This is a genomic window from Isoptericola haloaureus (assembly GCF_036689775.1).
Classification (GTDB): Bacteria; Actinomycetota; Actinomycetes; order Actinomycetales; family Cellulomonadaceae; genus Isoptericola; species Isoptericola haloaureus.
The window spans coordinates 1-11,965 of sequence record NZ_JBAGLP010000095.1 but is presented as its reverse complement, the minus strand read 5'-3'; the positions used below and the strand labels follow the sequence as shown (position 1 = coordinate 11,965).

Sequence of the window (11,965 nt, the reverse complement as noted above, 5' to 3'; positions counted from 1 at the left end):
GCGCCGCGTAGGCTCCCCGCGTGCCCGACGCGACCTCCCCCGCCCGGCCCGGCTCGCCGCCGTCGGCCCCTGGCGGCCTTGCCGACCGTGTGCCGGCACCGCTGCTGTTCGTCGCCTCCGGGCTGACGCTCTACCTGGGTGCGGCCGTCGCGGTCGGTCTCTTCGACACCCTCGGCGCGCCCACGGTGAGCTGGTGGCGGATCGTGCTCGCCGCCGTCGTCCTGGTGGCCTGGCGCCGTCCCTGGCGCCGGCGCTGGACCCGCCAGGAGCTGGTGGGCGCCGGGCTGTTCGGCGTGGCGCTGGCCGCGATGAACATCGTCTTCTACGTGGGCATCGACCATCTGCCGCTGGGCGTGGCGGTCGCGATCGAGTTCACCGGTCCCATCGCCGTGGCCGCGATCACCGGGCGCGGCTGGCGCGAGCGCGGCGCGATCGTCGTCGCCGCGGCCGGCGTGATCCTGCTCGCCGGCGTCACGCTCGAGGGGGACCTGGCCCGCTCCGACGCGCTGGTCGGCCTGGTCGCCGTGCTGGCCGCCGCTGCCTGCTGGGCGGGGTACATCGTGCTCGGCAAGCGCGTGGCCGGCGGTGGGGCGGGGATCGACGGGCTCGCCGTAGGCATGGCGACCGGTGCCGTCGTGTTCGCGCCGTTCTTCGCGGGCTCGGTCACCACGGTGGTCCCGGACCTGCGCCTGCTCGGGTTCCTGCTCGTGGTCGCCGTGTGCTCGTCCGTGGTGCCGTACGTGCTCGACCAGGTGGTGCTGCGCCGGATCGGCACGGCGACCTTCGCCGTGCTGCTCGCCCTGCTGCCGGCGACGGCCACGGTGGTCGGCGCCGTCGTCCTGGGGCAGCTGCCGAGCTGGCCGGAGATCGTCGGCCTGGTGCTGGTGTCCGGAGCCATCGCGATGACGGCGACCGGGCGCGAGTAGGGCGTCGGCTCAGAGGTACTGGCCCGGCGACGCGGCGTCGTCGCCGTCCTCCGGCCCCCTGCCCGCGAGACCCGGTCCGGGGCGTGCGCCGCGGGGTAGCTGGCGCCGCATCTGGTCGAGCTGGTGGTGCGCCTCCATCTGCTGGGCGACCAACGCCGTCTGGATGCCGTGGAAGAGCCCCTCGAGCCAGCCGACGAGCTGTGCCTGGGCGACCCGCAGCTCCGCGTCCGACGGCGGGTCGTGGTCGGTCAGCGGCAACGTGATGCGGTGCAGCTCGGCGACGAGATCCTCCGAGAGCCCGTCCTCCAGCTCGGTGAGCGACCTCTCGTGGATCTCGGCGAGCCGCCCGCGCGCCGCGGCGTCCAGCGGGGCGGCCCGTGCCTCGTCGAGCAGCTTCTTGACCATGCTCCCGATCCGCATGACCTTGGCCGGCTCGGAGATGCGGGAGGTCTCCGGTGCGGCGGGTGAGGTCTCCGCGGGCTCCGGTGCCGACGCCTCGCCGGGATGCTCGTCCGTCATGGTCCCAGTCTGCCCCGCGCGCGCCGCGACGTCAGGGCAGCAGGAGCACCTTGCCGAAGGCCTCGCCGGACTCGAGCATCCCCAGGGCCCGGTCCGCCTCGTCGAAGGGCAGCCGGGCGTGCACGACCGGGCGGACCCGGCCCGCGGCGACGAGCGGCCACACGTGCTCCCCGACGGCCTCGACGATGGCGGCCTTCTCCTGCGGGCTGCGCGACCGCAGCAGGGTCCCCGTGACGAGGGCGCGCTTCGCCATGAGGCGGGCGAGGTCGAGCTCGCCGGTGCGCCCCTGCTGCAGCCCGATCACGACGAGGCGGCCACCCGGGGCGAGGGCGCGGACGTTGTCGCCGAGGCCTCCGCCGCCGAGCACATCGAGGACGACGTCGGCGCCCCGGCCGTCGGTCGCGGCCCGCACCGCGTCCACGACGTCCTCGGTGCGGTGGTCGACGACGACGTCGGCCCCGAGCTCGCGGCAGCGCGCGGCCCGCTCGGGTCCGCCCGCCGTGGCGACCACGCGGGCCCCGAGGGCGTGGCCGAGCTGGACGGCCATGCTCCCGACGCCGCCGGACCCGCCGAGGACCAGCAACGTCTCGTCCGCCTGCAGCCGCGCGGTGTCCACGAGGTTCGTCCAGGCCGTGCAGACAGCTTCGGGCAGCGCGGCCGCGTCGACCAGGTCGACGCCGTCCGGTCGGGGGAGCGTCTGGCTCGCGCGGACGACGACCTGCTCCGCGTAGCCGCCCCCGTCGAGCAGGGCGACGACCTCGTCGCCGACACGCCGGTCCGACACGCCCGCGCCGAGCCGGGCGACCGTGCCGGATATCTCGAGCCCCGGCCAGGCGGGGGCGCCGGGTGGCGGAGGGTAGAGCCCGGCGCGTTGTAGCAGGTCAGCACGGTTCACGCCACTCGAGGCGACGTCGACGAGGATCTCGCCCTCGCCCGGTTCGTCTGGTTCGACCTGGCTCGTGGTGAGTTTCGCTGTGGGCCCATCGCCCGATATCGTGACGGCTCGCACACCGACGAAGACTACTCGCGCGCGCCGTCGTGCGTGGGGAAGCGGTCCCGCCGGCGGGTGGCGACATGCCGGAGGTTCGGGGAGGGTGACCCCCCGCCGACCTCGAACGATAAGTGATGGAGAGAGGTCCAGATGCTCCGCAGGTTGGGCGTTCGCGGGAAGATCCTGGCGACACTCGCCGTGCCGATCTTCGTCCTGATGCTGGCGGCGGCCTACATCTCCTGGGGCGCGCTGCAGGACGCCGTGAGCGCGGACCAGACGTCCGAGCTGGTGGACAGCCTCGAGGCGCAGGACGCCGCAGGCACCGCGGTGGCGACCGAGCGCGCGCTCGCCGTCGCCGCGCTCAACGGTGCCGACGGTGCGATGGAACAGCTGGTCGCCGCGCAGGAGCAGACCGACGAGGCCGTCGACGCCCGCGACGAGGAGCTGCGTGCTCTCGAGACGGACGCCCTGAGCGTCAACGTCCAGGACGCCATCGACGTGACCCTCGAGGACCGGCGCGCGCTCGACGAGCTGCAGCGCAAGGTCATCGCGGGCCAGATCACCGAGACCGCCGCCACCGGTCAGTACACCGACATCATCCAGCGGGCCCTGGACCTCCCGCGCGCGGTGTCGGCGTCCTCCACGGACTCCGGGCTGGCCGAGCTGCTCAACGCCTACGTCGCGATGGACGAGGTGATGCTGGCCAACACGATCGAGCGTCCGATCGTGGGCCTGGCGCTGGCCGACGCCGCCCGCGCGGCGCAGCAGGGCGAGGACCGCGACGGCGAGCTGGTCAGCCGGATGGTCAACGCCATCGAGACCACCGACGAGCTGCAGGTCGCCGCGCAGGCGCAGGCCGACCGCCTCGGCCTGGACATCACGGTCCCGCCGTTCTCCGACGAGCTGGACGAGCTGCGGTTCAAGCTCCGCTACGTGAACTTCTCCTCCATCGAGCCGGAGACCGCGAACAGCTGGTCCGAGCTCTCCGCCGGCTGGATCGACTCCATGCGCCCGGTCCGCGACGAGGTCCGGACCGAGACCGTCAGCTACGCCGCGCAGGCCTCGGCCGACGCGCGCAACCAGGCGATCGGCACGGTCGCCGCCACGTTCGGCATCGTGCTCATCTCGCTGGTCCTGGCGCTGGTCATCGCGCGCCGGATCGTCACGCCGCTGCGGCGCCTGACCGTCGCGACGGCGGACGTGCGCGACCGCCTGCCGCAGATGGTCGAGCAGATGGCGGTGCCGGGCCAGGCACCCGAGATGGACGTGGTCCAGATCCCGGTCGAGTCCACGGACGAGATCGGTCGTCTGGCCAACGCGTTCAACGAGGTCAACGCGACCACGATCGAGGTGGCGCGGGAGCAGGCCGCGCTGCGTGGCTCGATCGCGGAGATGTTCGTCAACGTGGCCCGCCGCGACCAGGTGCTCCTGAACCGTCAGCTCGCGTTCCTCGACGAGCTGGAGCGGTCCGAGGAGGACCCGGGCACGCTGTCCAACCTGTTCCGGCTGGACCACCTCGCGACCCGTATGCGCCGCAACGCCGAGTCGCTGCTGGTCCTGGCGGGCATCGACTCCGGCCGCCGCGTGCGCACCCCGATGCCGATCTCCGACGTTATCCGGACGGCGTCCTCCGAGATCGAGCTGTACGACCGGGTCCGGCTGAACCTGCAGGCCGACCCGCACATGCTCGGCCACAACGCGCTGAACGCGGCTCACCTGCTGGCCGAGCTGCTGGAGAACGCGACGATGTTCTCCGAGCCGCACACCGCGGTCGAGGTCACGGCCTCGCGCGACACGCGCGGCGTCGTCGTCTCCGTCGTCGACCAGGGCCTGGGCATGTCGGCGGCCGAGATCGCCGACGCCAACGCCAAGGTCGCCTCGTCCGCGGCGTCCGACGCCGTCGGCGCCCAGCGCCTGGGCCTGTTCGTGGTCGGCCGCCTGGCGCAGCGTCTGCGCGTCCACGTCGACTTCTCGAGCGGTCGGGACGGCAAGGGCACGGTCGCGACCGTGACCTTCCCCGACGAGCTGTTCGTGGCCGACGAGGCGATGCCGCTGCCGCAGCCGACCGACCCGCTGGAGGCGTCGACCCAGGCCTCCGCCGCCCAGCTGACGAGCCCGTCGACCGACACCCCGCTGCCGCAGGGCGAGCCGTCGACCGTCCCGGTCCCGGGGGAGGACCACGCGCCGGCGTCGGCTCCCGCGCCGGCCGAGCCCGCTCCCGCCCCCGCCCCGGTCGAGCCGGCGCCCGCGCCGCCCGCACCCGCGGCTCCGGCACCGGCCCCGGCCACGTCGTCGATGCAGAGCGTCGCCCCCGAGGCGCCCGAGGTCGAACCGGTCGACATCGCGGCGCTGACGGACGGCACGACCCGCGCCGGCATGCCGCGTCGCCGCCGCTCGGAGACGACCGCGACCCCGACCGAGGCGATCGTGCTGCCGCCGCTCGAGACGCCGCACCTCGAGGAGTCGGACCCCGGAGACAGCGCGTGGGCCCCGCCGACCGCGGTCGAGCCGGCGGCGGCCTCGCTGCCGAGCCGCCGGCCGTCCCCGACCGGGCCGCCGGAGCCGGAGGCGCAGTCCGGTGCCATCGCGCTGCCCGACGCCGAGCCGACGACGGAGCCCGTCGCCCCGCAGCAGCGCACCGGCCTGTTCTCCAGCTTCCGGACGATGGACAACCTCGCCGAGAGCACCCTCCAGCTCGACGCGGTGACGGACGACCCGGCCGACGTCCCCGAGCTGGAGACCTCGACGTCCGAGTCGGCCCCGGCCCCGCGGGTCGAGGAGGAGGCGCCGTCCGAGCGCCCGGAGTCCGACCAGGTCGTGCCGCCGTCGCCGGTCCCGGCTCCCGCGCCGGCGTCCGCCCCGGCCCCTGCGCCGGCACCCGTCCCGGAGCGTCCGGCCGCGTCGGAGCCGACGTCCGCGAGCTCGGCTCCCGCGCCGGAGCGGACCGCGGCGACGCCCGCTCCTGCTCCGGCCTGGCAGCCGCCTGCGGAACCGGCCCCGGCCGTCCCGGCCGCACCGGTGGCGGACCACCGGCCGGCACCCGCGACGCAGCCCGAGGCGGCCTCCGCCGACTCGGCGCCCGCTTCGTCCGCCGCCGAGTCCGCGCCCGCCGCGTCGAGCGCCGCTTTCGCGGCGTTGCCCGCCTTCGAGGAGCTCATGTCGGACCTCCCGACGCGGCGCACCGAGGGCGGCTCGTCGACGGCGCACCGCAAGCGTGGGCTGTTCGGTCGCAAGCCGGCCCCCAAGGACGCCCCGGAGTCCGCCGTCGGGTCCGTGACCCGCGGAGACTCCGCGCAGCCGGTCGGCTCGGCCGGCGGGGTGGACCCGCTGACCGCGCCGACCGCCGACTCCTCGGCGACGCCGTCGACCGTGCCCGCACCCCGTGACGGCGGCCCGGCCCGAGTCGAGGACGCCGCCACCCTGGACGCCGCCCCGCAGGACGGCGCCGCACCGGTGCCGGCACCGCGTCCCGACGAGCTCCCGCTGCCCTCCGCCCAGCGTCGACCGGCCGACCGGCCGTTCGACGAGGCCTGGGGAGCGGCGCGTCCGGACGGCTCCGCGCCGTCGGCGTTCTCCCCGCCCGTGGCGGACGAGGTGCCGTTCCGGCCGGAGCCCGCCGCCTCGTCGACGCCGGCGTCCGCGTCGGCGGAGCCTGCTCCGGCGGCGAGGGAGACCCAGACCGACCCGACGGTGAACGGGGAGCGTCCGTCCCGGACGTCCTACGGCGACTCCGTCCTTCCGCTGCGATCCACCGAGACGGCCGACGTCGACGCGTTCGACCCGCAGGACGTCTCCGACACCGTCGAGGCGCGGTCGGAGTGGATGGCCTCGGCCGTCCTGTACGAGGAGATGTCCACGCTGATGCAGCGCGGCGTCTTCCAGGAAGAGAACGTGACGACGACCAACGAGGAGCAGACCTATCGTCCCGCCAGCGTGGCGCCGGCAGCCAACGGGCTGACGCGCCGCGACCGACGCGACGAGACCGTGGAGCCCCCGGAGCGCTTCACCGCCCGAATCGAGCGTGACCCGGAGCAGCTGCGCGCTCGGTTGTCGGCCTTCCAGACCGCCACGGCGCGTGGCCGTTCGGAGAAGACCGACGAGGGGGCCTCGACGGATGGGCCCCTGAGCGTGAATGATGTCCAAGGATCGGCTCCGCACCAGCGGTGACCTGCGCAGATCAGCGCACTTGACGAGGAGGAAGCGTGACCCTCAGTACTGAAGCGACCAACTTCGGGTGGCTTCTCGACAACTTCGTCCGGACCGTTCCGGGCAGCCGCCACACCCTGGTGGTCTCGGCCGACGGTCTCCTGATGGCGATGTCGGACCAGCTCGACCGGACGAGCGGCGACCAGCTCGCCGCCATCGTGTCGGGGATGTCGAGCCTGACCCGTGGTGCCTCGCGCCAGCTCAACGGCGGCAACGTCCGCCAGGCCATCATCGAGATGGACAACGGGTACCTCTTCCTGATGAACGTCTCGAACGGCTCGGTCCTCGCGGTCGTGGCCGACGGGAACTGCGACATCGGGCTCGTGGGATACGAGATGGCTCTTCTGGTGTCCCGCACGGAGTCGACGCTGACGCCGCAGCTGATCTCCGAGATGCGCGGCAACCTTCCGGTCGACGGCAACCAGCGCTCCGCACAGGTGGGATGAGGTAGAGCATGACGCACGCACCGTTCGGTTCCCTGGGCGCGCAATCCGCGGACGGCTACGAGGCTGCCACGGTGCGTCCCTACGCGGTCACGGGAGGTCGTGTCCGCTCGTCGATGTCCGACCTGCCGCTCGAGGCGCTCGTCGAGGTGATGCCGGGGGCGGTGAGCAGCCACGGTCTGACACCGGAGAAGCGCGCGATCCTGCAGCACGCCGCGCACACCTACGTGTCGATCGCCGAACTGTCGGCGCTGCTCAAGCTCCCCCTCGGTGTGGTCCGCGTCCTGGTCGCGGACATGCAGGAGGAGGGGCACATCACCGTGCACACCTCGGCCCCGGTGAACGTCCACACGGGCCACGGCAGCAACCACTCGGGACTTTCCCTGAGCGTCTTGGAGAGTGTTCTCAATGGCATTTCCGCCCTCTGACAGTGCGTCGCCCGCAGGCTCGGGCGGGTTCGCTCCCAGCTGGGCGCCGGTCTCGCAGCCTGCCGGTGCGATGAGCGCGTCGACGGGCGGCGCGGCTCCCTCCGTCGGTGCGAGCAGCGGCCCGGCGCGCCAGAGCGTCCTCGGCGGCGCAGCGTCGGCTCCGGCCGCCTCCGCGGCGTCGGCCGCCCCGCAGCAGGGTGGTGCGGTCGCGGAGACCGAGTCGGCCGCACCCGCCGCCCCGGCGCACAACCAGCACCCCGCCCCGCCGGCGCAGAGCGCCCCGGCGGCGGAGACCCCTGCCGCCCCGCAGGCCTCGAGCGGTACGGCCTCCGCGCCCGCGCAGACCGCCGGGCCGGCGCAGTCGACGGCGGGCGAGAACAGCGCCGCCCCGACCGTCACGAAGATCGTGGTCGCCGGCGGCTTCGCCGTGGGCAAGACGACGTTCATCGGGTCCATCTCGGACGTCGAGCCGCTGAACACCGAGGCGGCGATGACCGAGCACTCCATGGGTGTCGACGACGCCGGCGGTGTGACCGACCGCAAGACCACGACCACCGTGGCGATGGACTTCGGGCGCGTGTCGCTGCCGGGCAACCTGTGGCTGTACCTGTTCGGCACTCCCGGTCAGGACCGCTTCCTGTTCATGTGGGACGACCTGGTCCGGGGCGCGATCGGTGCCGTGGTGCTCGTGGACACCGACCGCCTCGAGCAGTGCTTCCCGGCCATCGACTACTTCGAGTCGCGCGGCGTCCCGTTCGTCGTGGGCGTCAACTGCTTCGACGGCGTGGCCAAGCACCGCCTCGAGGACGTGCGGGAGGCGCTGCAGATCCCGGCGCACGTGCCGATGCTCTACACCGACGCGCGGTCGCGTGCGGCGACGAAGCAGACGCTGACCTCGCTGGTGCAGCTCGCGATGCGGCAGCTGCGGACGGGCAGCCAGCCGGCCTGACGACGTCGGACGACGGTCGGGGGACGGAGCTGCTCCGTCCCCCGACCGTCGTGCTGGGCCGGAAACGGGCCCGACTACACTGTCGGGCCGAGGAGGGCTGACAGAGCGGCCGAATGTGACGGTCTTGAAAACCGTTGTTGCGCAAGCAACCGGGGGTTCGAATCCCCCGCCCTCCGCCGGACGGACCGGGGTGCGACGCACGACGTCGCACCCCGGTCGTCGTCTCAGCGGATCTCGACGAGGGGCAGCCGCAGGGCCCCTGGTGCCGTCGGAGGCACGACCGGTCGCCGGGGAGCGGTCGTCGCGACCGGGGTGTAGGCGTTGCCCGGAGCGGGCCGGCGGTCGGGCTCGTCCCGGTTGGGCCAGAGCGCACAGGCGCGCTCGGCCATGGCCGTGATCGTCAGCGACGGGTTGACCCCGAGGTTGGCGGTCACGGCCGAGCCGTCGACGACGTGCAGTCCGGGATACCCGTGCACGCGGTGGTAGGGGTCGATCACCCCGGACTCCGCCGAGACCCCGATGGTGCATCCGCCGAGGATGTGCGCGGTCATCGGGACGTCGAACGGGTCGCCGATGCTCCCGCCGGCCACCCCGCCCATCCGGTCGGCCATGGCCCGCACGACGTCGTGGGCGACCGGGATCCACGTCGGGTTCGGTTCGCCCGTGCCCTGACGGGACGTCAGTCGGCGGCCGAACAACCCCCGTCGGGTGACCGTGGTCAGGGAGTTGTCGCGGTTCTGCATCACCAGGGCGATGACCGTCCGCTGCGACCAACCGCGCAGGTTCAGCAGCGTGGGCAGGTGCCGCCGCTGTCGCCACAGCTCGGTCAGCCAGCGCCGGACCCGCGGACGGTCGCCGGGACGGCGCCGGCCGTCGACCAGGACGGTCTGCAGCAGCCCCATCGCGTTCGATCCGTGGCCGTAGCGGACCGGCTCGACGTGCGTGTCGGCGTCGGGTGCGAACGCCGAGGTGATCGCGACGCCGCGGGAGTAGTCGGGCGCGTCCGGTGCGCCGGACGGACGCACCGCCCCGAGCAGCGCCTCGGAGTTGGTGCGGGTGAGCTCGCCGAGGCGGTCGGACAGCCGGGGGAGGGCGCCGCCGTCGCGCATCGCGTGCAGCAGTCGCTGCGTCCCGAGCGTGCCGGCCGCGAGGACGACCTGCCCGGCGTGCAGCGCCCGGCGTCGTGACCAGGGGCGCCCGGTGCGGTGCGTCCGGACGGTGTAGCCGCCGTCGGACCGGGGGACGACGGCGGTGGCCGTGGTCAGGGCGTGCACCTGGGCGCCTGCCCGCTCGGCCAGGTGCAGGTAGTTCTTCACGAGGGTGTTCTTGGCGTCGTGCCGGCACCCCGTCATGCACTCGCCGCAGTGCAGGCAGGCGTGGCGGTCGGGCCCCGCGCCGCCGAAGTAGGGGTCCGGGCGGGAGGCACCCGGCTCCGTCCTCGCAGGATCCCCGAGATGCACGCCGACGCGGGCCGTGCGGCACGTCGCTCCGACGCCCATCTGCGCAGCGACGTCGCGGACCACCTCGTCGGCGGGCGTGGTGCGGGAGTAGTCCACGACGCCGAGCATGCGCTCGGCCTGGTCGAAGTACGGGTCGAGCTCGGCCTCCCAGTCGGTGATGCCTCGCCAGGCCGGGTCCTGCCAGAAGCGTCCGACGGGCCGGTACAGCGTGTTGGCGTAGACGAGCGACCCGCCGCCGACGCCTGCTCCCGCCAGCACCACGACGTCACGCAGCCGGTGGATGCGTTGGATCCCGAAGCATCCGAGGGCCGGTGCCCAGAGGAATCGACGCAGGTCCCAGGACGTGCGGGGGAACTCGTCGTCCGCGAACCGGCGCCCGGCCTCCAGGACACCGACGCGGTACCCGCGCTCGGTGAGGCGGAGCGCGGCCACGCTGCCGCCGAACCCGGAGCCGATGACCAGGACGTCGTAGTCCTCACCGTCTGTGGTGCGCGTCATGCCCCGACGATACGACGGCGCTTTGCCCCATCGTGCCCCGGGCGGTTACTCTGGTCGCCGCGGCACGGGGACGTGGTTCGTCGCCGGCCGCAAGGAGACGTCGCATAGTCTGGTCTAGTGCGCCACCCTGCTAAGGTGGTAACGGGGCAACCCGTTCGCGGGTTCAAATCCCGCCGTCTCCGCCAGGAAGGCCTCGGTGCTCGACGCCCGGGGCCTTTTCTGTTGCAGCTCTACCGGCTGCTCGTGGCGTCGGTCACGAACGGCCGATCCGGTTTGGGGATCGGCCGTCAGGGCGGTAGAGTTCTCGTCGGCCGGTGCGAACGCATCGGACGGTCTGCGCCCGTAGCTCAACGGATAGAGCATCTGACTACGGATCAGAAGGTTGGGGGTTCGAATCCCTCCGGGCGCGCCAGACACGACGCCCGCCAGCACTGCTGGCGGGCGTCGTTCTCGTTTCCTGGCATGGAGCGGACGCCCCGCGTCCTCGGAGCCGGCCGTGGTGCCTCCTCCTGGACGCTCCCGAGGGGACGAGGACGCCTCCGGTGGCCGGGTGCGCGACGACGCGACGACGCGAGGCCACGACCCGGCCGCCGCAGCCCGCTCGGGCGGCCGGCCCGTTTCTCCCCGATGCACGGCGCCGTCGGGCCGACACCACGTTGCCCGGCCCGGGGTCGGCCTACTGCGGACGACGTCCTCGTGATGGAGCTCCACGCTCCGGCGTCGGCCGGCTGCCCGTCGCCCGACAGTCCCTGCCGGTTGGCGGTCGGCCGGGTGCCCGTTTGTCGGGGCCCTCGTCCGCCCGGTGCTCGCACGCCGGGCGGACGAGAGGTGTTGTCCCGCGGCGGTGCGTCCTGTCGCCCCGGTGTCGACGGGGTGGACGCGGACGATGGAACCCGCCGGCTGCTCGCCGGGCGAGTCCGGCGGCGCCGACCGGGCTCAGGAACCCGCCCACAGGATTGCCACGGCCGGATCAGCGGCGGAGAGGCGCGGAATTCCGCGGTTCCTGTCGACAGTGGCGCGCGCCACGTCGTCCCGCGTTGACTCTCGGGGATACACGTCGGTAATGTTCTCTGATGTCAGCCCGACGGGCCGACGGACACCAGATGAACGAACCGCGACGGTTCAGTTCGGTGGCCGGGCCGGAGTTGACGACCACCACCCTCCGGGACAGGTAGCATTGTGCGCCCTGAACCGGGTGGAGCACGACGCTCTTTTGTCCGAGTCGTCATTGATCGCGAGATCAGGGCGATTTGCAGAGAGAAAAGCGAAATGCTAAGTTAGGGGGGTTGCCTCGGACGGGGTCGGGACGGGTTGTTCCGGTCTTGGATGGTGTGTGTCGGTTGTTTGAGAATTCAGCAGTGTGTTTGATAGTCAATGCCAAATTTTGAACCTTTATTGGTTCCTTTGGACGAGATTGGACAGCTTGTTTTGCTAGTTTGTGGGGTCGGGCCAGTAGCGATATGGCGTCGCCGGCCTGTTGTGGTTGGTGGTGTCTTCTCTCTTTTACGGAGAGTTTGATCTTGGCTCAGGACGGTCGCTGGCGGC

At 73.0% G+C, this 11,965-nt stretch carries 8 protein-coding genes and 3 tRNA genes; 8 read left to right on the top strand and 3 right to left on the bottom strand.

Annotated features, from left to right (window positions below):
* Window positions 1–89: 89 nt before the first annotated feature.
* The gene (locus V5O49_RS00360; RefSeq protein ID WP_278237562.1) at window positions 90–926 is read left to right on the top strand and encodes an EamA family transporter; all 837 of its coding nucleotides are present in this window, start codon (window positions 90–92) and stop codon (window positions 924–926) included.
* A gap of 9 nt (window positions 927–935) precedes the next feature.
* On the opposite strand, the gene V5O49_RS00355 is transcribed toward V5O49_RS00360, so the two are convergent.
* Window positions 936–1,445: a bacterial proteasome activator family protein gene (locus V5O49_RS00355; RefSeq protein WP_332900473.1), complete on the bottom strand. Its 510-nt coding sequence runs from the start codon at window positions 1,443–1,445 to the stop codon at window positions 936–938.
* 31 nt (window positions 1,446–1,476) lie between these two features.
* Window positions 1,477–2,454, bottom strand: coding sequence for an NAD(P)H-quinone oxidoreductase (locus tag V5O49_RS00350; protein WP_332900472.1), 978 nt, complete (start codon window positions 2,452–2,454; stop codon window positions 1,477–1,479).
* Window positions 2,455–2,586: 132 nt separating this feature from the next.
* Between V5O49_RS00350 and V5O49_RS00345 the strand changes: the two genes are divergently transcribed.
* The 5 genes from V5O49_RS00345 (at window position 2,587) to V5O49_RS00325 (ending at window position 8,638) form a co-directional block, all read left to right on the top strand.
* A complete protein-coding gene (locus tag V5O49_RS00345; RefSeq protein WP_332900471.1) occupies window positions 2,587–6,603 on the top strand; it encodes a sensor histidine kinase in 4,017 nt (1,338 codons plus the stop codon).
* Between the two features lie 35 nt (window positions 6,604–6,638).
* Window positions 6,639–7,088 (top strand): roadblock/LC7 domain-containing protein, encoded by a 450-nt coding sequence (locus V5O49_RS00340; RefSeq protein ID WP_278235590.1) that lies wholly within the window; start codon window positions 6,639–6,641, stop codon window positions 7,086–7,088.
* An 8-nt stretch (window positions 7,089–7,096) separates the two neighbouring features.
* On the top strand, window positions 7,097–7,513 hold the full coding sequence (locus V5O49_RS00335) for a DUF742 domain-containing protein (RefSeq protein ID WP_171245892.1): 417 nt from the start codon (window positions 7,097–7,099) through the stop codon (window positions 7,511–7,513).
* A gap of 403 nt (window positions 7,514–7,916) precedes the next feature.
* Window positions 7,917–8,462 carry a GTP-binding protein gene (locus tag V5O49_RS00330; RefSeq protein ID WP_332900512.1) on the top strand — a complete coding sequence of 182 codons (546 nt, stop codon included), beginning with the start codon at window positions 7,917–7,919 and terminating at the stop codon, window positions 8,460–8,462.
* 91 nt (window positions 8,463–8,553) lie between these two features.
* Window positions 8,554–8,638 (top strand) — tRNA-Ser (locus V5O49_RS00325).
* Window positions 8,639–8,686: 48 nt separating this feature from the next.
* Here V5O49_RS00325 and V5O49_RS00320 read toward each other — a convergent pair.
* Window positions 8,687–10,420: a GMC family oxidoreductase gene (locus V5O49_RS00320; protein ID WP_332900470.1), complete on the bottom strand. Its 1,734-nt coding sequence runs from the start codon at window positions 10,418–10,420 to the stop codon at window positions 8,687–8,689.
* Window positions 10,421–10,513: 93 nt separating this feature from the next.
* Between V5O49_RS00320 and V5O49_RS00315 the strand changes: the two genes are divergently transcribed.
* Window positions 10,514–10,605, top strand: a tRNA-Ser gene (locus V5O49_RS00315).
* 151 nt (window positions 10,606–10,756) lie between these two features.
* A tRNA-Arg gene (locus V5O49_RS00310) sits at window positions 10,757–10,832 on the top strand.
* Window positions 10,833–11,965 lie beyond the last annotated feature (1,133 nt).